Raw genomic sequence first — 22,696 nt, 5'->3', positions numbered from 1 at the left:
AGTGCCTGATGACGGACAAGGAGGAGACTGCGTCAGCGCGTCGCTGGCGCGTGTTCATGTGGCGCTGGATGCCGTGAAGGGCGAGCGCAGTGTATCGATGCGGGCGGCGGCCTGATCCCGCCCCTACCGCACGGGGGAACGCGCGACCATGCTCACTCCGCAGCCTCCCGGATGACATAGGTGCAGCGGCGGCCGCCGCTGACGATATGTTCGTCGCGCTCGATCCGGGTCCCCGTGCCGAGGGCGGACTGGAACACCGCCTTCTCGGCCCGGCAGAACCCCTGGCATAAGCTCGCTGCGGCGCAGATCGGGCAATGGTTCTCGACCAGCCGCAAGCTGCCGTCCTCCCCCTCCTCGACCGAGGCCATATAGCCTTCGGCGCTTCGCAGTTCCGCCAGCTTCTCGAGCCGGGCGCGGGTGTCGGGACAGTCTGCCATGGCGGTTTGGTAGCGCGCCAGCGTCGCCGTCTCGCGCTCCGCGATGATCCGGTCGAGCGCGTCGGGCCCCAGCACCTCCGAGATGCTGCTCAGGATCTCGACCGTCAGCGCCGCGTGAGTATCGGGGAAGCGCGCCTGCCCCTTGTCGCTAAGCTGCCAGTAGACTGCGGGCCGCCCCCGGCCCGCGGCGCGGCGCTCCTCGGTCACGAGCCCGTCCTCGAGCAGGCGCTGGAGTTGCTGACGCGCCGCCTCGCCGGTGATGCCATGTCGGCGGCCCACCTCGGCCGAAGTCTGTGCGCTGTGCATCTTGAGCGTCATCAACAGACGCTCGGCCGGGGCACGCGGCGACCACCTTTGCGTTTCCGTCTCCCGAGACGACATCCTTGCCCCATATTTTCAAAGCAGATACTTGATAAAATTAGCTGAGGCGCTCCCGGATCGCAAGGTGCTGCGCCGAAACGCATACTGGCCGCGCAGCGTCCCCTGCACGGCCAGTGATGGATCGAAAAGCCCAGGGGCGGGACATGCGGGCCGCCGGAGCCATGACTGGCGACGGGATTCCCGGGCGTCCCCCGCGCCGGTCAGTCTGCGTGGGCGAACATCGGCGCCCCGGAAATTCCCAGTTCCTCGGGGAAATCGACCTTGAGGATGCTGCCGCTATCGCTCTCGGTTATGAAGAGGCTGCGCCCCTCAGGCCCACCGAAGGCGCAGTTCGTCGTCCCAAGCCCCCGCAGAGAGCGCACCACTGCGATCGGTTGACCGAGGGCATTGTGCACCCAGACAAGCCCCATGCCCGTCTGGCAGACGACCACCCCGCCCTGCGTCGTCAGCGCCAGCCCGTCAGGCCCGGCACGCCCGCCCGTGAACTGGATGAACAGCCCCGCCTTGTTGACCCGCCCCGAGGGCGAGAGCATCAGCCGCCAGACCGCGTTGGCCCGCGTCACCGCGAGGAAGAGCACATGTTCGGCCAGGTCCAGCACCAGCCCGTTGGGGCTGGGAGCGGTGTTGATCAGGCAGTCGAGCCGCCCGCTGTCGGGCGTCCAGCGATAGACGCGTCCCGTGGGGTCATGCAGCCCGGTTTGGCCCTGGTCGGTGAAGAACAGCGTCCCGTCACGACCGAAGTGCAGATCGTTGCAGCCCTTGAAGCCCTCGGTGTCGCAATCGGCAAGCGCGGGCGTCACCGCGCCCGTCTCGGGGTCCAGCAGCATGATGCCGTTCTGGTAGTCGGCGAGGAAAATCCGCCCGTCGCGGTGGATCTTCAGCCCGTTCGGCTGGCCCTCGTATTCCGCCACCTGCGTGACCTCGCCCCCGGGGCTGGCGCGGAACACCCGGCCAAAGGGGATGTCGACGAAGTAGAGGTTGCCCGCCCGGTCGAAGGACGGCCCCTCGACGAAGCTGTCCACCGCCTGCCCGCGCCGGTTGCGTTCGGCCCAGTAGGAGGGAACGCCGGGACGGCGCAGCTGCGGCGGCAGTTCGGTGAAGACCTCGGCGTCGAGGATCACCGGCTCGGGGGCGGGATAGGTATGGGTCGTCATCCGAAAGTGACCTCCGGCAGGAAGAGCGCGATCTGCGGGAATGCGATCATCAGCAGCATGAAGAGAAGGATGATCGCGAAGAAGGGCAAGGTCCCGAGGATCACGTCCTCGACCGTCACCTCGGAGGACGAGCTTGCCACCACGAAGAGGATCACCCCCAACGGTGGGGTCAGCTGCCCCAGTTCCACGAGGATCACCACGAAGACGCCGAACCAGATCGGGTCCACGTTCAGCGCCAGAAGCGCCGGGAAGATCACCGGCACGATGATCGCGATCATACCCAGACCTTCCATAAAGCAGCCGAGGATCGCGAAGACCACCATGATGATCAGCAGAAAGGCGACCTTGGAGACTTCGGCGCTTTCCAGCTTGGCCACGAGGTCCTCGCCCACCCCCGACAGCGCGGTGGCATAGGCGAAGATCATCGAGGTGAAGACGATGAAGAGGATGTTGCCGCTCATGGTCGCGGTCCGAACGAGGGCCTTGCGGATCAGGTCGAGGGACAGGCGCCGGTAGAGGGCAGAGATCAGCAGCGCCCCCACGGTGCCCACGGCCCCGGCCTCGGTCGGCGTGGCAAAGCCGCCGTAGATGCTGCCCAGAACGAGAACGATGAGCAGGAGGAACGGCAAGATGTCGAGCAGCGCACGCCCTAGATCGGCCGGCGTGGCCTTGGTCTCGACCTTGGGGGCGAGCGCTGGATTGCGCAGCGCCCGCAGCATGATGAACCCCATGTAGAGCAGCGCCAGAACGATGCCCGGGATCAGCCCGGCGGCAAAGAGCCGCGCGATCGAGGTCTCGGTGAAGGTGGCGTAGATGATCATCGTGATCGAGGGTGGGATCAGGATGCCCAGCGTGCCGCCCGCGGCCAGGGAGCCTGCCACGAGGCGGCGGTCATAGCCGCGCTTGCCCAGTTCGGGCAGCGACACGGTGGACATGGCCGCGGCGGTCGGCGCGCTGCCGCCCGAGATCGCGGCAAAGATGCCCGAGCCTACGATATTGGTATGCAGCAACCCGCCCGGCAGGCGCCGCATGAAGGGCGCCACACCGTTGTAGAGCCGCGAAGCGAGGCCCGAGCCCAGCAGGATCTCGGCCATCAGCACGAAGAGCGGAATCGCGGCAAGGGTGAAGCTGTTGGCCGCGCCCCAGCTGACGAGGCCGAGCGCCTTCCAGCCCGCGAAGCCCTTGAGCAGCCAGAGGTAGAACAGCCCCGCGCCCGCGACGGCGAATTGCACCCACATGCCCCCGAGGATGAGGCCGATGAGCAGGCCGAAAGCAAGGATAGCGTCCATGTCAGTTGCTTTCGTTGGAAGAGCGGAAGGTGAGCAGCAGCTGCTCGACCAGGAAGAAGCCGATGACGAGGAACCCCGCCGGCAGGACCATCTGCGGTATCCACAACGGTGTGCGCAGGACCGTCGGGGCGAACTTGCCACGCGAGAAGGAGGAGAGCATCAGGTCCTTGGTCTTCCACGCCAGCGTCAGGCAGATGACGAGGGCGACCAGCACGAAGATCCGTGCGATCCATGTCTTCGCCGCGGGGGAGAGCGCGTCGAAGAGGAAGTGCACCCGGAAGAGCGAGCCGTGGCGCAGCGCGAGCGCGGCGCCGAGGAAAGTCAGCAGGACCACGCAGTAGCCGGTCAGCTCCTCGGCGAAGCCCAGCGAGTAGTTGAACCCGCCGCGCAGCAGCGCCTCGGCGCAGACCAGCAGCACGAGGAAGCACAGCACCAGCCCGGTCAGGAAACGCGTCAGCGTCTCGGCCAGATCGAAGACGGGGCCGGCGGAAACCGGCCCCAGGGCGTTCATGTCACTTGCCGATGGCATCGCGCACCACCTTCAGGGCCTCGACGTATTCCGGGCCGTTCTGCTCGGCCCAGCTTTCCCAGTAGGGCGCGAGCGTCTCGGTCGCCATGGCGACCTCGGTCGCGTTGGAGGCGGTGATCGTCATGCCGGCCTTTTCCTGCGAGGCCATCTGGACCTTCTCGTCCTCGATAAAGTCGGCAGTGGTGGCCGCGCCTTCCTCGGCGACGATGCTGCGCAGTTTCTCCTGCGTCTCGGCCGACAGCGCATCGAAGGCATCGGCGTTCGCGATGATCATCGAGTTGCCGTAGTTCACGGCAAAGCGGTAGTCATAGGGCAGGAACTCGTGCCAGTTCTTCGCCCCGCCCGCGCTCGCGGTCAGCACGCCCTCGATCACGCCGCGCTCCAGCGAGGTGGGCACTTCACTGCCCGAGAGCGTGATCGGCGCGCCGCCGAACTCCTCGATGAACTTGCCCTGCTCGGGCGAGGTCACGCGGATCTTGTGGCCTTCGAGATCGCTCAGGCTGGTCACCGGGAAGGTGGTGAAGATGGTCTGCTCCGGGTAGCGGTAGCCCCCCAGCAGGACGACGTTCTGATCCGCGAAGGCCTCGACCAGCGTCGGCTCGATCGCGGCATAGGCCTTGGCCCACTGCGCGTCGTTCTCGATCAGCATCGGCAGGTTCAGGATCCGCGCGATCGGCACATTGCCCGAGAAGAAGAAGTCCGCCGCGAATTCGACGATCCCGTCGCCGACCGCCTGCGTGATGTCCGCCGAGGCGATCTGCAGCGTCTTGCCGAGGTGCAGCGTGATGTTCAGGTCGCCATTGGTTTCGGTCGCGACGCGGTCCGCGATGCGGGTCATGCCCTTCACCGCCGCCGTGGTCGAGACCGAGGAATAGGTATAGGCGGTCCAGTCGTCGGCGTGGGCGAGGGTCGTGGTTGCAGTGAGGGCCACCGTCGTGGCCAGAACAACGTGTTTCATGGGAAGTCTCCTCCGGTGTCGTCTGTGTCTTGGGTCGCCCGCCCCGCGCCGCTGGCCCGGGGATCGGGGGTCTGCTGTGGCCCGCCCTGTGGCGGGAGCCGGAGGGCGGCACCGCGCCGCCCCCCCGCCGGTTCATGGCCCCGGGCCTCAGTCCGCCGTGCGGGCCTTGCGGGCGTCGAGGATGCGTTTCTTCAGCCCCGGCCCCACGATGACGGCGATGGTCAGCGCTACCAGCACGAGGCTCGTCGTGTTGCGGAACAGCACACCCCAGTCGCCGCGGCCGATCCGCAGGGCAAGTCGCAGGTTCTCCTCTGCGAAGGCGCCGAGGATCAGGCCCAGCACCACCGGCGGCAGCGGGAACTTCAGCTTGTCCATCACCCAGCCCACGGCGCCGAAGCCGAGCATGAGGTAGACATCGAACATCCGGCCATGGATCGAATAGACCCCGATCAGCATCAGCACGATGATGATCGACCCCAGCAGCGGGCGCGGCAGGTTCAGCAGCCGGGCAAAGCTGTTGGTGGCCAGCGAACCGCCCAGCAGGACCAGCAGGATCGCCCCGAAAAGGAACTGCCACATGAAACCGAAGACCACATCCGGGTTGTCCCGGAAGAGCATCGGCCCCGGTTGCAGCCCGTGTACCAGCAGCCCGCCCAGCATGACCGCCGCAACAGCGGTGCCCGGAATGCCCAGTGTCAGCGCGGGGATCAACGCCGAGGCGGTGTCGGCGTTGTTGGCGGTCTCGGCGGCGGCGACGCCCTCGGGCTCGCCCTCGCCCCAGCGTTCGGGGTGCTTCGAGGCACGGCGCGCCTCGTTGTAGGACATGAAGGCCGCCATGGAGCCGCCCGCGCCGGGCAGGATGCCGATCCAGATCCCGATCAGCGAGCCGCGGATCCAGGTCTTCCAGAACCCTTTCATGCGCGGCAGCGCCTTCCAGATCGGTTCGGTCCCCAGCTTGTCCTCGGAGACGCCGGTCTTGAGCGGGGTTTCCAGCAGGTCGATCACCGGCGGCAGGGCGTAGAGACCGACCAGCAGGATCACGATGCTGATGCCGTCCAGCAGCTCCAGCTGGTTGAAGGTGAAGCGGTCGCTGCCGAAGATCGGATCGGACCCGATGACCGAGACGAAGACCCCGAAACAGGCGCTGATCAGGCCCTTCACCGGGCTGCCGCCCAGCAGGAAGATGATCGAGGCGAGGCCGAAGACGGCGACCCAGAACACCTCGGCCGGGCCGAAGAGCAGCGTCACCTTGGAGAGCGGCGGCGCCAGCAGCATCAGCGCAAAGGCCGAAGCGATGCCCCCGATGGAGGAGGAGACCACCGCCACCTGCAGGGCAAAGCCGCCCTCGCCCCTCTGGGCCATGGGATAGCCGTCGAAGGTGGTGGCGACGGCGGCAGGCGTGCCGGGGATGCGCAGCAGCACCGCCGGGATCGCACCGCCGTACATGGCGCCGTTGTAGATGCCCGCCATCAGGCCGAGCGCCACAAGAGGCTCCAGCCCGAAGGTGAAGGGCACGAGGACGGAGATCGCCATGGTGGCCGACAGGCCCGGCATCGCCCCCACCACGATGCCCGCGATCACGCCGATGATCACGGCAAGGAAGTTGGCGAGGCCGAAGACCTCAGGCAGGGCGTTGAGAAGATCGGAATACATGGTGCCTCAGTCCTGCCAGAGCCGGCCGGCAGGGAAGTCCTGCGACATGCCGAAGTCGAAGATCAGCCAGATCGAGCCCACCACGATCGCGGTCGCGATCACGAGGCCCAGCGGGCTGCGGTAGCCGAAGATCGCGGAGACCAGCGGGATGATGACGATGGTGCTGGGATAGAAGCCCAGCAGGTCGGTCGCCACGGCGTAGCCGACGATCAGGGCGAAGGCGCCGATCACCCGGCCCGGCGCGGTCGAGACCGGCTTGGCCACCTCCCCTGCCGCGGCCTTGCGCTGATCGGAGACCAGCAGCAGCGCGGAGAGCACGATCAGGCCGATCAGCATGGCGGCCGGCAGAAGCGCCGAGATCGGGCGCAGGTCGAAGGTCGGGATCAGGAAACCGGTGGCGGCCACGATCAGGCCGATGGCGGTCAGGGTTTCGGGCCTCAGCAGGCGGTTCCGGCGCGCTTCGGTCATGGGTCAGCTCCGTGAGAGAGGGCGGGACGCGCGGGGGCCGGTCGCCGGCCAGCGGCGCGGCAGCGGCATACCCCGGCGGCATGTCCCAGCGTCAGGGACCACCGGCAGGCACAGGGCCCGCCGGTGGGAGGTCAGGCTCAGTTCCAGGGGGTTTCCTGCCAGACCTTGTTGGCAAGGTCGTAGAGGTCCGAGGTGAGCTGCTTGAAGTCGTCGCCCGTGACCACTTCGACCGGGTTCGCCGTATCGGCCATGGCCTTGAGGAACTCCGGGTCGCCGGCCATCTGCTCGAAGGCGCCGTCCAGCTTGGCCACGACGTCCTCGGGCAGGCCCGCGGGCGCCACGAAGCCGCGCATGGAGCCATTGATCAGGTCGATGCCCTGCTCGCGGAAGGTCGGCAGGTCAGGCGCAAAGTCCGATCGTTCCTCGGTGGCGACCCCCAGCAGGTTCAACTCGTCCTGGAAACTGGCCACTTCCGAGATGTTCAGGATGCCCATGGCCACGTGGCCGCCCATCAGCGCGGTCCGCGCGGGCGCCGACCCCTTGAAGGGCACGATGGTGAACTCGGTCTCGGTCAGCCCTTCGAGCTTGATCAGCGCGAAGTGGTCGTCGCCGCCGAGGCTCGACATGCCCACGGTGATCGCACCCGGGTCCGCCTTGGCCGCGGCGATCAGCTTCTCCATCGTGTCGAGGCCGCTGTCCTTGGAGGTGACGATCACGTTGGGATCGTTCACCACGTTGGCGAGGTAGGTGAAGCTGTCGCGGTCATAGCCGGCCTCGCGGTCGATGGTGCGGGCCATCATGCCGGGCAGGTTGAACGTGCCGATGGTGTAGCCGTCGGGCTTGGCGCCCGCGACCTCGGTCACCCCAATCTGGCCCGAGGCGCCCGGCACGTTCTTGACCACGAGGCTGGCCCCGCCGCCAAGGTACTTCTCGATGAAGGGCGCCGCGGTGCGGGCCATCACATCGGTGCCGCCGCCGGCGGAATAGCCCACGACCACCTCGATCGGCTTCTCGGGGTACTCCGCCAGTGCGGCACCGGCCGCGAGGATCATCGCGCCGGCAAGGGCGCCCTTCTGGATCAGTTTCAGCATGTTACTCCTCCTGTTCATGCGTAGCTCTGTTCGTGGTCTTGTCTCAATCCGCCGGGAATTCGCAGCCGAGCTCCTTCAGCGCGGCGTCGACCCAGCTGCGGTCGTTGGTGCCCTCGGCGATGGCCTTCATCTGGCCGATCTCGGCCGCGGACTTGGCCTGCGTGCTCTTCAGCACCGCCTCGGCCTCGGCCAGGGGCACGCAGTGCACGCCGTCGCTGTCGCCGATCATGATGTCACCGGGGTGGATGACCATACCGCCCAGGCTGATCGGCACGTTAATCTCGCCGGGGCCGTGCTTGTACGGCCCGCGATGGGTGACGCCGGCGGCGTAGGTCGGCAGGTTGGTCTCGACGAAGGCGTCGAGGTCGCGGATCGCGCAGTTCAGCACGAAGCCCGCAACGCCCTTCTTCACCGCGTAGGCCAGCATCAGCTCGCCCATCAGCGCGTTGGTCAGGTCGCCGCCCGCATCCACCACGATCACGTCGCCCGGCACGGCCATGTCGATGGCCTTGTGCAGCATCAGGTTGTCGCCGGGGCGCGACTTCACGGTCAGCGCGACGCCCGCCATGCCGCCCGAGGCGTGCATCGGGCGCAGGGTCGGACCGGCGGCGGTCATGCGCGACATGCTGTCGGAGACGTTGGCGACCGGCAGCTTGGCGTAGGCCGCGACCAGCTCCTTGGAGGCGACTTGGGTGCGGTTGAGGATGCGGAAGCCTGCGGGCATGGGTTATTTCTCCACGGAAGTGAGGGGGGCCGTAGCGGCGGCCATGAGGGTACGGTTCACGATGCGCTCGGGCGGAACCGGTGTGCCGGCGAGGATCTGGAAGATGCCACGCAGCGCCTCGGTGCCGACCCGGGCATTCGCCTGCACCGTGACACCACCGATATGCGGGGTCATGACGATATTGGGCTGCGCAAAGAAAATGTGATCTGGTTCAGGCGGTTCGCTGGCAAAGGTATCAAGCCCCGCGCCCGCGATATGGCCGCTTTCGACCGCCGAGACCAGGGCCGCCTCGTCGATCAGGCCGCCGCGCGCGGTGTTAACCACGTAGGAGCCTGCGGGCATCCGGGCGAGCGCCTCGGCGTTCAGGATCTGGCGCGTGGCATCGGTCAGCGGGCAATGCAGCGACAGCACGTCAGAGCCCTCCAGCAGCTCCTCGAAGCTGGCGCAGCGCCGTGCGCCTGCGGCCTCGAAGGCGCTGTCGGGGGCAAAGGGATCATAGGCGATACGCGCCATCCCCAGACCCGCCGCCATCTGGCCCGTGGCCCGGGCAATCGCCCCGATGCCCATCAGGCCGATGGTGCTGCCCGCCAGTTCCCGGCCCTGAAAGCCCGGCTTGTCCCAGCGGCCCGCGCGCAGGCCGGCATCCAGCGGAAGCACGCGCTTCACCGCAGCAAGCAGCAGCGCGATGGCATGTTCCGCGACCGAGACCGCGTTCGCACCCGTGGCGACCAGCACCGGGATGCCCCGCTCCGCAGCGGCCGCAGTGTCGATGTTGTCGACGCCCACCCCGTGTTTCGAGATCACCTTGAGCTGCGGCGCCGCATCCATGACCGAGGCGTCGATCCGCCCCATCCGCGACACGATGCCGACCGCGCCCGAGGAGACCATGCACTCCGCGATCACCGCCGCATCGGCGTAGGGAGGGGTATGCACCAGTGCGTAGCCATGGTCTTCGGCCAGTTGCCGTGCCGCCGGGGCAAGGTCAGGGCCGGTTACAAGGATGGTCTTGCTCATCGCGCAGGTCTCCAGTGACGTCCCGCGAGACGGGACGCGTGCAGCGGTTGTCGTTTCTCAGGGATCCCCGACCAGCCTCCCAGCTTGGCGCGGAACACCTCCTCCGTGTCCAACATGTGTAGGGGATAGAAACTCTGCACGACAGCGATTAATATTGCTTCACACATTTAGAAAAACTGGATCAATCGATGGACATCCGCCAGCTCAGGACCCTTGTCGCCATCCACTCCCATGGCACCTTTGCCCGGGCGGCGGGGATCGTGGGGCTGACGCCCTCGGCCGTCAGCCAGCAGATCCACGCGCTGGAGCAGGAGCTGGCGATCACCCTTTTCGACCGCAGCTCCCGCCCGCCCAAGCTGACCCCCCATGGAATGCAGGTACTTGATATGGCGCGGGATATTCTCCAGCGGGAAGAAGACGCGAAGGCCAGCCTGCGCGGCGATCAGATCGCCGGCACGCTGATGCTTGGCTCGGTCCGCTCCAGCGCGCTCAACCTGCTGCCGCAGGCGGTGGTCCAGATGCGCACGAAGCATCCCAAGCTGAAGGTGAACCTGCGGGTCTCGCTCTCCACGACGCTGATCGCGGATGTGGCAGCGGGCCGTCTCGACGCGGCGGTGGTCGCCGAACACGTCGGTTTCCCCAATGCGCTGCGGTGGTCGCCCTTCCTGAAGGAGCCGCTCTGGCTGATCGCCCCGCCGGGCACCCCTGAGCGCAGCGCCATCGACCTGCTGAACACGATGCCCTACGTGCGGTTCCAGAGCGCGGTGCCGCTGGCCAACCTGATCGACACCGAACTCTCCCGGCTTGGCGTGGTAACGAAGGACGTGGCGCAGATCGACACCATCGGCTCCATCGTCACCTGCGTGCATCAGGGCCTGGGCGTGTCGGTCGCGCCTCATGCCGCCCTCAACGCCCCCGAGGGCCGCAACCTGCTCAGGATCCCCTTCGGCAATCCGCAAATCTCGCGCCAGATCGGGCTGGTGGAGCGGACGACCTCCTCCCGCAAGAACCTGATCTTCGAGATGCACAACATGCTCGTCTCGCTCTGCGGGGACTACGGCGTGCCCCACGCCGCACAGTAGCGCCGCAGCCCGCGTCCGGGCCCCTCGCGCCGCCACCACTCCCAACGGCGCCCTACGCCTGCGCGGCGCTCCCCGCGCAAGGCCAGTTCCAGTGCGCTCCTCCCCCGTCCCCCTCTCGCAACGTCCGACCGCGTGGCACCGCCTTCGCGGCCCGCGGCCGCCCAGCCTTATTCCAAGTCATCACTTGACATATTGCCGTCAATATTTTTCAAAGCAATTACTTGTTTAATTCTCCGAGGCGCGCGCGACTCACGCACCTCGGCGCAAAAGGAAACGCATATGGCCTTCGAACTCCCCGCCCTGCCCTATGATCACGCCGCCCTCGCCTCGCGTGGCATGAGCGAAGAAACCCTCGCCCTGCACCACGACCGGCACCACCTCGCCTATGTCACCGCGCTGAACAACTTCGTCTCGGAGAACGCCGATCTTCAGGGCAAGACCCTCGAAGAAATCATCGCGCTGACCTACGGCGATCCGGCGCGTGCGGGCGTCTTCAACCAGGCCGGGCAGCACTGGAACCACATCCATTTCTGGAACGCGCTCTCGCCCACGGGCGGCGGCATCCCCGGCACGCTGGAGGCAAAGCTGGTCGAGGGCTTCGGCTCGGTCGAGGCCTTCAAGGCCGCCTTCAAGACCGCCGCGACCGGGCAGTTCGGCTCCGGCTGGGCCTGGCTGATCCAGAAGGCCGACGGCACCCTCGGCGTCACCAACACGCCGAACGGGGTCAACCCGCTCGCGACCGGGGAAGGCACCGCGCTGATCGGCCTCGACGTCTGGGAACACAGTTACTACGTCGATTTCCGCAACAAGCGGCCCGACTACGTGAGCAACTTCCTCGACAACCTCGCGAACTACGAGTTCGCCGAAGCCAACCTCGCCTGACCTGCCAGGATGCGCCCCGCCTGCCCCGGGGCGCGTCCGATCCGGCCGATGGAGCCAAAATGACCTACGTTGTCACCGACAATTGCATCGCCTGCAAATACATGGATTGCGTCGAAGTCTGCCCGGTGGACTGCTTCTACGAGGGCGAGAATACGCTGGTGATCCACCCCGACGAATGCATCGACTGCGGCGTCTGCGAGCCGGAATGCCCCGCCGAGGCGATCCGCCCGGACACCGATCCCGACATGGACCGATGGGTCGCCTTCAACCGCGAATGGGCCGAGAAATGGCCCGTCATCGTGGCGCGCGGCACACCGCCCGCAGATGCCGCAGAGATGGACGGGGTGCCCGACAAGCTCTCCACCCACTTCTCACCCAATCCGGGGCACGGCGCATGATGGCCCAGCCCAAGCCCCCGGTGGACCCCGAAAGCGCCGACGCTCGGGATTTCCGCGACGCCATGGCGACGCTGGCCGCCACCGTTTGCGTTGTGACCGCGCGCGACGGGGATCGCTGCCTGGGCCGCACCGTGACCGCCGCCCTGTCTCTGGGCGTTGCGCCCCCCACGATCCTCGTCTCCATCGCGGCGACATCAGAGCTGGCCCGCGTGATCCACGCCACGGGTGGCTTCTCTTTCGCCATGCTGTCCGAGGGTCTGGACGACGTGGCGGATGCCTTCGCCGGCAAGCTGCCGCCGGAGCAGCGGTTTTTCGATGGCGACTGGCTGGACTGGCCTTCGGGCCACCCCAGGCTGGTGGACAGCGTGGCCTCGATGGACTGCACCGTGACCGGCCAGTTCGAGGCCGGGGGCCACCAGCTCTTCATCGGGCAGGTGCGCGACATCATCCGCACCCCACGCCGCAAACCGCTGCTTTGGTACAAGCGCAGCTACGGGTCGGTCAGCGCCTTGTGATCCCTCGAGGGGAGACAGCGCCCTTGCCCGTCAGGAGGGGGGAGCCCCCGCCTGCGGCGCATCGGCGCCCGGCGCGACGTTCAGCAGCGGACCGCCCTTATCGGGTTTCGCGTTCCGGGGTCGAGGCAGGACGGATGCGCAGGGCGCGGAGGGCATTGAGGATCACCGCGACATCAATGACCTCCTGAAGGACCGCCCCCTGCACGGGCGTCAGAAGACCGAGCGCAGCAGCGATCATGCCGATCACCGAAAGTCCGATGCCCGCGATAACGCTCTGCATGGCTATCCGGCGAGCGCCTCGGGCAATCTCGATCCCCGCCCCCAGGTGGCCAATTTCGTCGACCAGTAATATCGCATCCGCTGCTTCCGCAGAGGCTGCGGCCCCCCTGCCGCCCATCGCGACGCCCACGTCGGCGACAGCGAGCGCCGGCGCATCATTGACGCCATCACCGACCATCATGACGAGGCCATGCTTACGTTCGCCATCCACCAGCGACACCTTGCCGTTTGGCGACAACTCGGCATGGACTGCGTCGAGGCCGAGGCCACGGGTCACGCGGTCCGCGACTTCCTTGCGGTCCCCGGTTGCAAGAAGAATCCGGGCGACCCCGTTGTGGCGCAGCCTTTCGATCATCTCGGCCGCCCCCGCGCGCAACGGATCGGACATAACGAGATGCCCGGCCATGGCTCCGTCGATCGCAACCGCAACCAGAACGGAGCCCGCATCCAGATCGGAGTGCCTCTCCGCCGGATGGCCGGCCTGGCGGGCGACGAAGGCATAGCCTCCGACGACAACCCGGTGACCATCGACGCTGCCGACCAGCCCTTCCCCCGGGATCTCCTCGACCTCAGCAGGCAGCGGCAGGACAGCGCCATCCGCCTGCGCCGCCGCGACGAGGGCCTGCGCGACCGGGTGCTTCGAGGCCTGATCGAGTGCTGCGGCGAACAGGAGGATCTCCTCCCCAGACATGCCTCCATAGGTCGCGACGGACACGATTTGCGGCCGACCGTCCGTCAGCGTGCCCGTCTTGTCGAGGATCAGCGTGCGGACACCAGCCATGGTCTCGAGAGGCTTCGCCCCCTTGACGAGCACCCCGAAGTGCGCCGCCCGCGACATACCCGCGACAAGCGCGACCGGCACGGCGAGGATCAATGGGCATGGGGTGGCCACAACCAGAACCGCGACCGCGCGGACCGGATCGCCTGTGAACCACCAGGCGCCCGTCGCGATGGCAAGGGTCACAAGCAGAAAGCCGAGCGACCAGCGGTCGGCCAGCCGAGACATCGGCGCCTTGGAGCGCTGCGCTTCCTCGACCAGCCTGATGATGCCTGCATAGGTGCTTTCCGCCGCGACATGTGTCGCAGTGAGGTCGAACGCCTCGCCCGCGTTGGTTGAGCCGCTCATCACCTGATCACCAAGGGACAATCGTGCCGGCAAGGACTCACCGGTCAGGGCAGCGGTGTCGAGAAAGGCGGCTTTGGAGGCGATGGTGCCATCGACCGGAACAACGTCACCTTGCCGGATCAGCAAGCGGTCGTCGGGTGCAATCTCATCCAACGGGACCTCTTCCAACCCGCCATTGCGGTGCCGGATCGCTGTGCGCGGCACGTGGGACAGGAGGGCCTGCATCTCGCGGCTGGCTCTTCCCTCGGCGTAGCTCTCGAGAAAGGTTCCGCCCGAATACATCACCGCAACCACGGCGGCCGCCAGAGTTTCATCGAAGATCAGGGCAGCCGTCATGGAGAGGGCTGCCACGATATCGAGACCGATCTCGCCCCGCCCGATGCTGCGCACGATATCGATGATCAACATCAGCAGCGCGGGGATGACGCCTGCGAACCAGACCCAATCGGCCGCTCCCGGGAGTCCCGCAAAGTGCAGGGTAAGCCCGGAAATCAGGCCCGCGGCCGAGATGCCCAGGATCAGCGACTTCAAACGATCCGCATCCAATCCGATCATGCACCCTGTCCTCTGATGATTGCGGGAGACGCGTGTAGAGCGAGCCCATCCGACCCGTTTCCATCGGAGGATTCAATATCGTTGTCCGACGGAACATGTGCCCTGCGTGCGCGCCAGTCTACGAAGGCCAGCTTAACTTTTCCGGCGCCCGGAACATCGCCAACCTGTACGCGCTGGTGGCGCAGGACATCCGCACCGGATCGCGCATGGAACCTAGTCTTGCCGAGGCCGCAGAGCGGCACGAGATCCTCAACCGGATCGAAACCTCGGCCGCCTCCAAGGGCTGAGCCCCTCCCGGGACCGGGCGCAGGCGCCCCGGTCCCGTTCCGCTTCACCGCCTGCCCCGCGGTTACATGAGCGCCGTTCATCAACGACAGACATCCGGCCGCCATAGTCCCCCCTCCCGCCCCGCCCATATCAAGCGGCAGTCGGAACAACCCCAGAGGGACGCAGCGATGAGCCGGAACGCATGGACAGCGGAAGAAGCCGCGATCTTCTCGACGGCGGATGATGTCCGCGTCGCACCGCACCGCCCGGACGGTGTGACGCCGGGCACCCCCACCTTCATCTGGTCCGTCGTGACCAATGGCCGGCTCTTCATCCGCGCCTACAGCGGCACCGGGTCCAGCTGGTTCCGTGCCGCCTGCGCTCAGGGCACCGGGCAGCTCACCATTGCCGGCGAGACCCGCGAAGTCTCTTTCCTGCGGGTGACCGATGCGACGCTGAACGCGGTGATCGATGCGGCCTACCAACGGAAATACGCCAGCAGCCGATACCTCGCGCCGATGATCTCAGCGCACAGCCGCGCTGCCACGGTCGAGGTTCTGCCGCGGCACGCCGACTGATCCCGGCGCCTGCGGGCCCCGACATCCAAACATCAAGACAGAAGAGGACACTCCCATGAAATCCAAGATGCTTGAGGGCCAGACGGCCATCGTCACCGGTGCCAGCCGGGGCATCGGCCGCGCCATTGCCGGCCTCTTCGCCGAGGAAGGCGCAAATGTCGTCATCACCGCGCGTCATCAGGACGCCATCGACGAAGCGGTGAAGGAGATCGAGGCCGCGGGCGGCACGGCCATCGGCCTCGTGGCAGACAGCGCCGACCCCGACGCCCCGGCCCGCGTCTTTGCCAAGGCGATCGAGGCCTTTGGGCAGGTCGACATCCTTGTGAACAACGCAGGCGTAGGCGAGATGTACGCGGTCGAGAAGACCACTGACGACCACTTCGCGAAGATCATGGAGATCAACCTTGTCGGGCCGTTCCGCTTCTGCCGCGAGGCGATCAATCACATGATGCCCCGCAACGAGGGCCGCATCATCAACGTCTCTTCGGTCAACGGCAACAAGCCGATCTGCGGCGTGGCCTATACCTCGACCAAGGGCGCGATCAACACGATGACCCTGAACATCGCCATCCGCCTCTCGGGCACCAAGATCCGATGCAATGCCATCGCTCCCGGCGTGACCGACACCGACGCCGCACGCGCATGGGCAGCCGGTGAACAGGAAGGCGGCGGCGAGATGCTGGAGTTCTCGGACAAGTACACCAACACGACCGTCCCTTCGACCGAGGCGATCGATCAGGCCTATGCGGCGCTCTACCTCGCGTCGGACATGGGCCGCGCCGTGACCGGCCAGGTCATCCAGGTCGACAACGGCCAGTTCCTCTGAGAACATTGCGGGGAGCCCATCCGGGCTTCCCGCTGCATGTTCGCCCCCCTTCTGCGACCGGGGGCAGCGTGCCGTCAGACGACCTCGATCCGCACCTGATAGGTCCCCTTGTGCAGCAGCGGCGTCACCTCCCCTTCCAGGTGGCCGAGCCGTATCAAGTCGTTGCGGAAGGTATAGGCGCCATGGAAAAGCGCCAGATTGCCCCACCCCAGAAAATAGCACAGGTCCCCCGGTGCCTCGTTGCCGAAGGACGCGAACCCGCCCTCGTCCAGTCGTCGCGGCAGGTGGATGATCTTCTCGTTGGTCGAGAAATCGCGGATCTCGAGATCGAGCGGCAGCATCGACAGCAGGTCACGCACCGTTGGATTGTCCAGCAGCCTGTAGGTGACGACCTGATCGTCGTAGCGGCAGCGCAGGCGCATCTCCTGCGCCCGGGCGGTTGCAGGCACCATCAGCGCTGCGGCGCTGCCCGCAAGAAAGGCGCGGCGGTCTGGGGTAAAGGCTAGGGTCATTGGTCTGCTCACCTCGGTTCAATGGAGCGCTGAAAAGGGAGACCGGGCGCATCACGGCACCCGGTCCTGCATCACTGCTCGGCCAGCTTTGCGCGGCCCAGGTGCAGACCGGCGATCACCGCGAGCCCCAGACCGGCCAGCACCGCCCCCGCGACGGGCACGGCGCCATAACCCCAGCCCGCCCCGATGGCGAGGCCACCGACACCCGCGCCGACCGCGTTGCCGAGGTTGAAGGCCGCGATATTCATGGAGGCCGCCAGCGTCGGGGCGTCTTCCGCCGCCTGCATCGCGCGCATCTGGAGCGCAGGCACACAGGCAAAGGCCGCCGCGGCCCAGGCGACGAAGCCGATCACCGTGCCGACCTTCGTCATCACCGCCAGCGGGATCAGCAGCGAGGTCAGCGCCAGCGCCAGCATCGCCACCCCGGCCCCGCCGTCCAGCGACCAATCCGCCAGCTTGCCGCCCAGCCAGTTGCCCAGCGTCAGCCCCAGCCCGATCAGCACCAGCATGACGGTCACGAAGGCGGGGGTCGCCCCGGCCATGGTCTGCAGGATCGGCGCGACATAGGTGTAGACGGTGAAGAACCCGCCCGCAAAAAGGATCGTACCGGCCAAGGTGGCCAGCATCTGCGGGCGGATCAGCGTCGCGAGTTCACGCTTCACGTCGGGCCGCTGGCCCGGCGCGCCCTGCGGCAAAGCAATAGCCAGCGCCGCCAGTGCGATCAGGCCCAGCACCACGGTCCCGGCAAAGGCCCAGCGCCAGCCGACGACCTCGCCCAGCCACGTCGCGGCGGGGACGCCCCCGATGTTCGCGATCGAGGTGCCCATGAACATGATCGCCACCGCGCTTGCGCGTTTTTCCGGGGGGACGAGGCTGGTGGCCGCCACGGCCCCAAAGCCGAAGAAGGCCCCCTGGCAGAGACTGGTAATCAGCCGCCCCGCCATGAGCGACCAGTATTCAGGGGCCAGCGCCGAAAGCAGGTTGCCGAGGATGTAGATCCCCATTGTGGCCAGCAGCGCCTTCTTCTGGCCGAAGCGGGCGAGGTAGAGCGTCATGAAGGGGGCGGAGATCATCACGCCCACCGCATAGGCCGTCACCAGCTGCCCTGCCGCCGGGATCGAGACGTTGATGCCCTCGGCGATGGCAGGCAACAGCCCCATGGGGGCGAATTCGGTGGTGCCGATCCCGAAGGCGCCCAGCCCGATGGCCAGCAGCGCGACGGAGGTTGAGGAGGAGTGTATCATTGGAAGACTCCGGTCATCGAAATGGAACGGCCGCCCCTCCTCCCAGCGGCCCCTGCGCACGCCCCTGTGGGCCGGCACGAAACAAGAACAGGGCCGCCGTCCGGCCCTGTCTCAAGACATTTATTTCAATGCGTCGGCGAAGAAGGTCTCGATCCTGGTAAAGGGGATCTTCTCGATTCGGTCATAGAGATCGACGTGGTCCGAACCCTCGACGATGTAGAGTTCCTTCGGCTCCGACGCGGCGGCATAGACATCCTCCGAGAAGTAGCGCGAATGGGCCTCGTCCCCCATGACCAGCAGGATCGGGCGCCCGGCGAGCCAGTCGAGATCGTCGAGTAGGGCGAAGTTCATCCAGCTCGGGGTCGAGGTCATGGTGAACTGCGTGGTCGACCGCGGATGATAGCCGCGCGGCCGCGAATAGAACGCGCCGAATTCTGCGCCCACGGGGTTCGCCTCGGCGTCCCAATCCAGCGGTGCGCCCCGGTCGGTCATCGCTGCATCGCCGCTCTCGAAATCGGCCCAGCGCTGTTCGGCTAGGGTCTTCAGAAGGCCCTGACGGTCTTCGTCGGTCATCGTGTCGCCAAAGCCGTTCTTCTGCATCCGGCTGATGTCATACATCGAAACGGTGGCCACGGCCTTGATCCGCGGGTCGATCTTGGCGGCGGAAAGCGCGAAGCCACCCGAGCCGCAGATGCCGATGGCACCGATCTTCTCGCGGTCGACGAAGGCGCGGGTGCCAAGGAAATCGACGCCTGCCATGAAGTCCTCGACCATCTGCTCGGGCGAGGAGAGATGCAGCGCACCGCCCTCGGAGGCACCGTTCCAGGCGGGATCGAAGGACAGAACCACATAGCCCTTCTGCGCCAGTTCGTTGGCATAGAGGCCGGCGCCCTGTTCCTTCACGCCGCCATAGGGCGCGCCGATGATCAGCGCGGGATACTGCGCCGTCTCGTCGAAATCGGCGGGGCGATAGAGATCGCCCGCGATGCCGATGCCGAAGCGGGTTTCATAGGTCACCGGCGTGCGGGTGACGTTGTCGGAGAGATCGAAGATATAGCCAGCCTTGGGCATGGTCTGTCCTTTCCCGGGCCTCGATGAGACCCTGTCGTCTGTGTGTCGGCCCAGCCGGGCCATTGGCGAAACGGAGGCCGAGACGGCAGAAAGACCTGCCGCCGTCGAGTCCGTTAGGGAGTGGGTGCTGCGCCGGAGCGCCTCTGACAGTGGCGAGGGCTCAGCCGGCCCGGGCGAAGGTGACGGGCTTGCCGTCCTGCGACAGAAGCGTATCGAAGGGACCGTCGAAGGCCCCCAGCCGCACAAGGCCCGCCGCGGCCCGGAACGGCTTGTAGAAGATGGCAAGGTTGCCCCACGGCGCGTAGAGCGTGAGGTCCCCGGCCTTGGCGCCATAGCTCGACGGCGCGCCGGTTGTGTCGAGCGCCCGGGGCAGGTCCGCGACCTTCTCGATGCCGTGGTAATCTGACAGGGTCAGCTCCAGCGGCAGCAGCGCCGCGAAGTCGCGCCCGGCGGGAGTATCGTCGAGTGTGGCGTGCAACGTGGTCTGGCCCACGGTGACGATGATCCGGGTCATGTCGCGCTTCCTCCATGAGGTTCCTTCGCCTGCGGACGGGAAGATGCGCCGCCCGCCGCTGCATGGAACGGATCTAGCCATTTCCGCCGGCGGGATAAGCGGCCAGGACTCGCTACCACTCATGAAGGCAGCTCATCACTGGAGCGGCGCCCAGGCGTTTCACGAGCCCGCCCCGGGACGGCCTCTCGACAACCTGCGCCCCGAGACCGTTTCTCGAGGGAGCGGACCGACGCCGGGGTTTCATGACGCGGCCTCATTACTGGTTACCACAATGCATCATATTCCCCCTGCCCGACCCACGATAGTGTCGTGTCCGCAGGGGCCTGCACATGTGCCGCCCCTCCCTGACGGCGCTTCGCCTCCCCCCGGGACACCTCCTCCCGCTGGCCCCTGCCCTGCACGATTCCCCAGACAGAGGCCCGCCATGCACACCACCGCCGCCCAGCCGACCGCTTCAGATGGCGCCTCTCCGGCCACGCTGATCCTCGTGGCCCTCGCCACCTGCCTTGCGCTCGTCGTCTTCACCGCTCCCCTGACCACGCTGGAGGCGATGACCGCCTCGCTGTCCCTCGGCGCCGGACAGCAGGCCTGGGTGATGAGCGGCATGCCTCTCGGGTCGGCCTGCGGTCTGCTGACCGCCGGGGCGCTTGGCGACACGCTGGGCCGCAGGCGGACCTTCCTAGCGGGGCTCTGGATCACGGCGCTCTCCTCGATCGCGGCAGCCATGGCGACCGGCGGCACGCTACTTATCGTGATGCGGGTCGTGCAAGGCCTTGGCAGTGCCGGGATCATGGCCTGCGGGCTGGGCCTCCTCGGGCAGGCATACAGCGGGGCGGTGCTGCGCCGTGCCACGGCGATCTGGGCCGCGGCCCTCGGTGCGGGGGTGGCCGTCGGGCCGCTCATCGCCTCCGGCCTGATGGCGCTGTCGGGATGGCAGGCGGCCCACTGGCTGATCGTTGTCGTGTCCGCGGCCCTTGCCCTGGCCGCCCGCGGTCACCTGCCCGACAACCCCAGCAGCGCCGAGAAGGTCGACGTCACGGGCGGCATCCTTCTGATCTTCGGTCTCGCCAGCCTGCTGTCTGCGCTGGTGGAACTGCGCGTTGGCACCGCGCGGCTGGTGGGGCTGCTGCTGGCGCTTGCCATGGCGCTGCTCGCCCTCTTCACACTGGTCGAACGGCGGGCACGCAACCCGATCCTCACGTTCGGCCTCTTCGCCTATCCTCGCTTCTCCGGGGCCACGCTGGCAGCGTTCGCCTCCGGTGCGGGCGTCCTCGCGCTGATGTCGATGGTGCCGACGGTGCTTGTGCGCGGCCTTGGCCTGCCCCCGGTGGCGTCGGCCACCGTGCTCCTGGCCTGGTCGGGCGTGACGGTCGTTGCCGCCCTCGGCGCTGTTGCGCTGCCCGAGCGCATCACCTCCCGCGATCGTGTCGTCTTCTCGATCCTCGGCTGCGCCGTCGGACAGCTCCTGATGCTCTGCCTGGACGCCAACCAAGGCTGGGTCAGCGCCTTGCCCGGCCTGCTGGTGGCCGGGATCTCCAATGGCATCCTGAATGCCTCCCTCGGGCACGAGGCACTCGCCACCGTGCCTGGACACCGCGCCGCTATGGGCTCTGCCGCGAACAATACCGCGCGCTACCTCGGCTCCGCCCTCGGCATCGCGATGATCTCGATCCTGATGGCCGGCGACGACGGGGATGCCCTCCTGCACAACTGGCATGTCGCCGTCATCGCCACGACGGGCTTCAGCCTCGCTGGAGCCGTCGCGATATGGCTCCTGTCGCGGCGCGAGATTCCCTCGGCGGCCTGACGCCTCAATTCATCGCTAGGATGACAACGGTGGTGTGCCCGCCTCGCGCCGCGAAGGGCATCCTCCTGAGCTGCACCTGTGCGATCCGAAGGCGTTGGCTTCCACGCGAAACTGACGCATGCAGGCCGGCAATCTCCGTTCAGCTCAGCCACAGACGCCCCTCCCCACGACGCAGCTTGCGGCTGAGTACGAGTGCCTGACCGGCCTAAGGACCATCGTCGCAATGATTTGGCCAACCAACGGCAGTGGCCCTAATCGAGCGCGATGGTTCTTTTTTCTCCAATCACCTTAAGCAAGTGCGCCTGACGCTCGGGCAGCACATTGCCGTAGCTGTTGAAGGTGGTCATGACGTGCTCGTGCGAAAGGTTCTGCGACCAGGCTTTCATCTCTTCTGGCGTACTGCAGATTTCGGTACCGAGGCGCGCGAGGGTCTTTCTGAAGCTGTGAGGGCCGAACTTAGGCAAGCCAAGCTTGAGGAAGCTATCGCGGACCAACTTCCCCACGGGTGCGGTTGCTTTCCACGGTGCGCGCGAGAGGTCTGCCGCCTGGAAGGCCAGGCTTTCTCCCAAGACGACGTTGACCTTCGAGAACAGCGGATCGTCAGGTCCAAACAGGCGGTCATTGCGCATGTGGTTGACATAGTCCTCGAAGATCTTCGTGATGTCTTCCCCGATGGGGAAGAACGACGTCGCCGAAGTTTTGCGGAACTTGGTGTCGACCTGGCGCCCATCCTGGTAAACACACCCGTCATGCAGGTTCACGTGCCCCATTTTAAGGGTGATTAGTGCCCCAACCCGGATGCCCGTCAAGGCAAGGAAGGCGATGACCGCTCGGTCACGCAATTGGATATCAGTTTCACTGGGCATGTTGGTCAGGACATACCGGATCTGGTCGAGAGTGGGCGACGGTTTCGCATCGTGGCTGCGCGCTTGCGCCTGTTCAGCATTGCTCAAGTTGAAATAGTCGGCATCGCTATAGCGAACCGCGCGGCGGTAACCGGGCTGCTCCGAAAGCCACTGTGCAAAGGTACGCAATGCCTGGCAGATCTGGTTCATCGTCGCGGCCGACAAGGGTTGGCCGGATTTTTCGCTCTTCTCAGCGCGGAGCCTATCCTTGAAGGCCACCGCCTGCTGAATGTGGAACTGTTTGAACGGCTTATAGCCGGTCGACGCCTCGAAGCGCTCAATCGCCGCAAGGTTTACGTTGACGGTCCGCTCCGATAGGCGCTTGGCCTCGCGCAAGTAGGTCTGGTAGCGGCGACGCAGGCGCACATTTTCGGGATGACGTTTCTTGCTGGTCATCTTGTGTTCCTTCTTTCGGTGCCCATAACAGGGCAATGTGA

The 22,696-nt window shown here is 66.6% G+C and carries 24 protein-coding genes; 8 read left to right on the top strand and 16 right to left on the bottom strand.

Annotated features, from left to right (window positions below):
* Nucleotides 1–152: 152 nt before the first annotated feature.
* The 10 genes from LCM32_RS02715 to LCM32_RS02670 all read right to left on the bottom strand — a co-directional run bounded on the left by LCM32_RS02715 (nt 153) and on the right by LCM32_RS02670 (nt 9,698).
* On the bottom strand, nt 153–743 hold the full coding sequence (locus LCM32_RS02715) for a helix-turn-helix transcriptional regulator (RefSeq protein WP_224819512.1): 591 nt from the start codon (nt 741–743) through the stop codon (nt 153–155).
* Between the two features lie 275 nt (nt 744–1,018).
* Nucleotides 1,019–1,972 (bottom strand): SMP-30/gluconolactonase/LRE family protein, encoded by a 954-nt coding sequence (locus tag LCM32_RS02710; protein ID WP_224819511.1) that lies wholly within the window; start codon nt 1,970–1,972, stop codon nt 1,019–1,021.
* Nucleotides 1,969–3,261, bottom strand: coding sequence for a TRAP transporter large permease (locus LCM32_RS02705; RefSeq protein ID WP_224819510.1), 1,293 nt, complete (start codon nt 3,259–3,261; stop codon nt 1,969–1,971). The genes LCM32_RS02710 and LCM32_RS02705 overlap by 4 nt, the downstream gene beginning before the upstream one ends.
* Before the next feature lies 1 nt (nt 3,262).
* Nucleotides 3,263–3,772 carry a TRAP transporter small permease gene (locus tag LCM32_RS02700; RefSeq protein ID WP_224819509.1) on the bottom strand — a complete coding sequence of 170 codons (510 nt, stop codon included), beginning with the start codon at nt 3,770–3,772 and terminating at the stop codon, nt 3,263–3,265.
* A 1-nt stretch (nt 3,773) separates the two neighbouring features.
* Nucleotides 3,774–4,748 (bottom strand): TRAP transporter substrate-binding protein DctP, encoded by a 975-nt coding sequence (gene dctP, locus LCM32_RS02695; protein WP_224819508.1) that lies wholly within the window; start codon nt 4,746–4,748, stop codon nt 3,774–3,776.
* Nucleotides 4,749–4,895: 147 nt separating this feature from the next.
* Entirely contained in the window at nt 4,896–6,401 is a 1,506-nt protein-coding gene (locus tag LCM32_RS02690; RefSeq protein ID WP_224819507.1) for a tripartite tricarboxylate transporter permease, read from the bottom strand.
* 6 nt (nt 6,402–6,407) lie between these two features.
* Nucleotides 6,408–6,869, bottom strand: coding sequence for a tripartite tricarboxylate transporter TctB family protein (locus LCM32_RS02685; RefSeq protein WP_224819506.1), 462 nt, complete (start codon nt 6,867–6,869; stop codon nt 6,408–6,410).
* 137 nt (nt 6,870–7,006) lie between these two features.
* Entirely contained in the window at nt 7,007–7,960 is a 954-nt protein-coding gene (locus LCM32_RS02680) for a Bug family tripartite tricarboxylate transporter substrate binding protein (protein ID WP_224819505.1), read from the bottom strand.
* A gap of 43 nt (nt 7,961–8,003) precedes the next feature.
* Entirely contained in the window at nt 8,004–8,684 is a 681-nt protein-coding gene (locus tag LCM32_RS02675; protein ID WP_224819504.1) for an RraA family protein, read from the bottom strand.
* Nucleotides 8,685–8,687: 3 nt separating this feature from the next.
* Nucleotides 8,688–9,698, bottom strand: coding sequence for a hydroxyacid dehydrogenase (locus tag LCM32_RS02670; protein ID WP_224819503.1), 1,011 nt, complete (start codon nt 9,696–9,698; stop codon nt 8,688–8,690).
* 188 nt (nt 9,699–9,886) lie between these two features.
* Here LCM32_RS02670 and LCM32_RS02665 point away from each other — a divergent pair, with 188 nt between their 5' ends.
* The 4 genes from LCM32_RS02665 to LCM32_RS02650 all read left to right on the top strand — a co-directional run bounded on the left by LCM32_RS02665 (nt 9,887) and on the right by LCM32_RS02650 (nt 12,575).
* Nucleotides 9,887–10,780: a LysR family transcriptional regulator gene (locus tag LCM32_RS02665; protein ID WP_224819502.1), complete on the top strand. Its 894-nt coding sequence runs from the start codon at nt 9,887–9,889 to the stop codon at nt 10,778–10,780.
* Nucleotides 10,781–11,059: 279 nt separating this feature from the next.
* Nucleotides 11,060–11,662: a superoxide dismutase gene (locus LCM32_RS02660; protein ID WP_224819501.1), complete on the top strand. Its 603-nt coding sequence runs from the start codon at nt 11,060–11,062 to the stop codon at nt 11,660–11,662.
* A gap of 59 nt (nt 11,663–11,721) precedes the next feature.
* Nucleotides 11,722–12,060, top strand: coding sequence for a ferredoxin FdxA (gene fdxA, locus LCM32_RS02655; RefSeq protein ID WP_222493106.1), 339 nt, complete (start codon nt 11,722–11,724; stop codon nt 12,058–12,060).
* Nucleotides 12,057–12,575, top strand: a complete 519-nt coding sequence (locus tag LCM32_RS02650) for a flavin reductase family protein (protein ID WP_224819500.1) — start codon at nt 12,057–12,059, stop codon at nt 12,573–12,575. Before fdxA ends, LCM32_RS02650 begins: the two co-directional genes overlap by 4 nt.
* Nucleotides 12,576–12,672: 97 nt before the next feature.
* On the opposite strand, the gene LCM32_RS02645 is transcribed toward LCM32_RS02650, so the two are convergent.
* Entirely contained in the window at nt 12,673–14,535 is a 1,863-nt protein-coding gene (locus tag LCM32_RS02645) for a heavy metal translocating P-type ATPase (protein WP_224819499.1), read from the bottom strand.
* A 95-nt stretch (nt 14,536–14,630) separates the two neighbouring features.
* On the opposite strand from LCM32_RS02645, the gene LCM32_RS02640 reads away from it, so the two are divergent.
* The 3 genes from LCM32_RS02640 to LCM32_RS02630 all read left to right on the top strand — a co-directional run bounded on the left by LCM32_RS02640 (nt 14,631) and on the right by LCM32_RS02630 (nt 16,206).
* On the top strand, nt 14,631–14,822 hold the full coding sequence (locus LCM32_RS02640; RefSeq protein ID WP_224819498.1) for a hypothetical protein: 192 nt from the start codon (nt 14,631–14,633) through the stop codon (nt 14,820–14,822).
* Between the two features lie 168 nt (nt 14,823–14,990).
* Nucleotides 14,991–15,380, top strand: coding sequence for a DUF2255 family protein (locus tag LCM32_RS02635; protein ID WP_224819497.1), 390 nt, complete (start codon nt 14,991–14,993; stop codon nt 15,378–15,380).
* A 55-nt stretch (nt 15,381–15,435) separates the two neighbouring features.
* Entirely contained in the window at nt 15,436–16,206 is a 771-nt protein-coding gene (locus tag LCM32_RS02630) for an SDR family NAD(P)-dependent oxidoreductase (RefSeq protein ID WP_224819496.1), read from the top strand.
* A gap of 74 nt (nt 16,207–16,280) precedes the next feature.
* On the opposite strand, the gene LCM32_RS02625 is transcribed toward LCM32_RS02630, so the two are convergent.
* The 4 genes from LCM32_RS02625 to LCM32_RS02610 all read right to left on the bottom strand — a co-directional run bounded on the left by LCM32_RS02625 (nt 16,281) and on the right by LCM32_RS02610 (nt 19,547).
* Nucleotides 16,281–16,718: a cyclophilin-like fold protein gene (locus tag LCM32_RS02625; RefSeq protein WP_224819495.1), complete on the bottom strand. Its 438-nt coding sequence runs from the start codon at nt 16,716–16,718 to the stop codon at nt 16,281–16,283.
* Between the two features lie 71 nt (nt 16,719–16,789).
* The gene (locus LCM32_RS02620; RefSeq protein WP_224819494.1) at nt 16,790–17,962 is read right to left on the bottom strand and encodes an MFS transporter; all 1,173 of its coding nucleotides are present in this window, start codon (nt 17,960–17,962) and stop codon (nt 16,790–16,792) included.
* A 120-nt stretch (nt 17,963–18,082) separates the two neighbouring features.
* Nucleotides 18,083–19,033 carry an alpha/beta hydrolase gene (locus LCM32_RS02615; protein ID WP_224819493.1) on the bottom strand — a complete coding sequence of 317 codons (951 nt, stop codon included), beginning with the start codon at nt 19,031–19,033 and terminating at the stop codon, nt 18,083–18,085.
* Nucleotides 19,034–19,193: 160 nt separating this feature from the next.
* Nucleotides 19,194–19,547, bottom strand: coding sequence for a cyclophilin-like fold protein (locus tag LCM32_RS02610; RefSeq protein ID WP_224819492.1), 354 nt, complete (start codon nt 19,545–19,547; stop codon nt 19,194–19,196).
* Between the two features lie 424 nt (nt 19,548–19,971).
* On the opposite strand from LCM32_RS02610, the gene LCM32_RS02605 reads away from it, so the two are divergent.
* Nucleotides 19,972–21,354 (top strand): MFS transporter, encoded by a 1,383-nt coding sequence (locus tag LCM32_RS02605; protein ID WP_224819491.1) that lies wholly within the window; start codon nt 19,972–19,974, stop codon nt 21,352–21,354.
* Between the two features lie 251 nt (nt 21,355–21,605).
* Here LCM32_RS02605 and LCM32_RS02600 read toward each other — a convergent pair whose 3' ends face one another.
* The gene (locus LCM32_RS02600; RefSeq protein WP_224819490.1) at nt 21,606–22,655 is read right to left on the bottom strand and encodes a tyrosine-type recombinase/integrase; all 1,050 of its coding nucleotides are present in this window, start codon (nt 22,653–22,655) and stop codon (nt 21,606–21,608) included.
* Nucleotides 22,656–22,696 lie beyond the last annotated feature (41 nt).

Source organism: Pseudooceanicola nanhaiensis, from assembly GCF_020171315.1.
Lineage (GTDB): Bacteria > Pseudomonadota > Alphaproteobacteria > Rhodobacterales > Rhodobacteraceae > Pseudooceanicola > Pseudooceanicola nanhaiensis_A.
Note: the sequence above shows the minus strand (reverse complement) of the source record. Positions and strands in the feature narration are given on the sequence as shown.

What these genes read in the sequence shown, in the direction of transcription:
- LCM32_RS02715 (WP_224819512.1), bottom strand. Translation starts at nt 743, where the DNA reads ATGCACAGCGCACAGACTTCGGCCGAGGTGGGCCGCCGACATGGCATC.
- LCM32_RS02710 (WP_224819511.1), bottom strand. Translation starts at nt 1,972, where the DNA reads ATGACGACCCATACCTATCCCGCCCCCGAGCCGGTGATCCTCGACGCC.
- LCM32_RS02705 (WP_224819510.1), bottom strand. Translation starts at nt 3,261, where the DNA reads ATGGACGCTATCCTTGCTTTCGGCCTGCTCATCGGCCTCATCCTCGGG.
- LCM32_RS02700 (WP_224819509.1), bottom strand. Translation starts at nt 3,772, where the DNA reads ATGAACGCCCTGGGGCCGGTTTCCGCCGGCCCCGTCTTCGATCTGGCC.
- dctP (WP_224819508.1), bottom strand. Translation starts at nt 4,748, where the DNA reads ATGAAACACGTTGTTCTGGCCACGACGGTGGCCCTCACTGCAACCACG.
- LCM32_RS02690 (WP_224819507.1), bottom strand. Translation starts at nt 6,401, where the DNA reads ATGTATTCCGATCTTCTCAACGCCCTGCCTGAGGTCTTCGGCCTCGCC.
- LCM32_RS02685 (WP_224819506.1), bottom strand. Translation starts at nt 6,869, where the DNA reads ATGACCGAAGCGCGCCGGAACCGCCTGCTGAGGCCCGAAACCCTGACC.
- LCM32_RS02680 (WP_224819505.1), bottom strand. Translation starts at nt 7,960, where the DNA reads ATGCTGAAACTGATCCAGAAGGGCGCCCTTGCCGGCGCGATGATCCTC.
- LCM32_RS02675 (WP_224819504.1), bottom strand. Translation starts at nt 8,684, where the DNA reads ATGCCCGCAGGCTTCCGCATCCTCAACCGCACCCAAGTCGCCTCCAAG.
- LCM32_RS02670 (WP_224819503.1), bottom strand. Translation starts at nt 9,698, where the DNA reads ATGAGCAAGACCATCCTTGTAACCGGCCCTGACCTTGCCCCGGCGGCA.
- LCM32_RS02665 (WP_224819502.1), top strand. Translation starts at nt 9,887, where the DNA reads ATGGACATCCGCCAGCTCAGGACCCTTGTCGCCATCCACTCCCATGGC.
- LCM32_RS02660 (WP_224819501.1), top strand. Translation starts at nt 11,060, where the DNA reads ATGGCCTTCGAACTCCCCGCCCTGCCCTATGATCACGCCGCCCTCGCC.
- fdxA (WP_222493106.1), top strand. Translation starts at nt 11,722, where the DNA reads ATGACCTACGTTGTCACCGACAATTGCATCGCCTGCAAATACATGGAT.
- LCM32_RS02650 (WP_224819500.1), top strand. Translation starts at nt 12,057, where the DNA reads ATGATGGCCCAGCCCAAGCCCCCGGTGGACCCCGAAAGCGCCGACGCT.
- LCM32_RS02645 (WP_224819499.1), bottom strand. Translation starts at nt 14,535, where the DNA reads ATGATCGGATTGGATGCGGATCGTTTGAAGTCGCTGATCCTGGGCATC.
- LCM32_RS02640 (WP_224819498.1), top strand. Translation starts at nt 14,631, where the DNA reads ATGTGCCCTGCGTGCGCGCCAGTCTACGAAGGCCAGCTTAACTTTTCC.
- LCM32_RS02635 (WP_224819497.1), top strand. Translation starts at nt 14,991, where the DNA reads ATGAGCCGGAACGCATGGACAGCGGAAGAAGCCGCGATCTTCTCGACG.
- LCM32_RS02630 (WP_224819496.1), top strand. Translation starts at nt 15,436, where the DNA reads ATGAAATCCAAGATGCTTGAGGGCCAGACGGCCATCGTCACCGGTGCC.
- LCM32_RS02625 (WP_224819495.1), bottom strand. Translation starts at nt 16,718, where the DNA reads ATGACCCTAGCCTTTACCCCAGACCGCCGCGCCTTTCTTGCGGGCAGC.
- LCM32_RS02620 (WP_224819494.1), bottom strand. Translation starts at nt 17,962, where the DNA reads ATGATACACTCCTCCTCAACCTCCGTCGCGCTGCTGGCCATCGGGCTG.
- LCM32_RS02615 (WP_224819493.1), bottom strand. Translation starts at nt 19,033, where the DNA reads ATGCCCAAGGCTGGCTATATCTTCGATCTCTCCGACAACGTCACCCGC.
- LCM32_RS02610 (WP_224819492.1), bottom strand. Translation starts at nt 19,547, where the DNA reads ATGACCCGGATCATCGTCACCGTGGGCCAGACCACGTTGCACGCCACA.
- LCM32_RS02605 (WP_224819491.1), top strand. Translation starts at nt 19,972, where the DNA reads ATGCACACCACCGCCGCCCAGCCGACCGCTTCAGATGGCGCCTCTCCG.
- LCM32_RS02600 (WP_224819490.1), bottom strand. Translation starts at nt 22,655, where the DNA reads ATGACCAGCAAGAAACGTCATCCCGAAAATGTGCGCCTGCGTCGCCGC.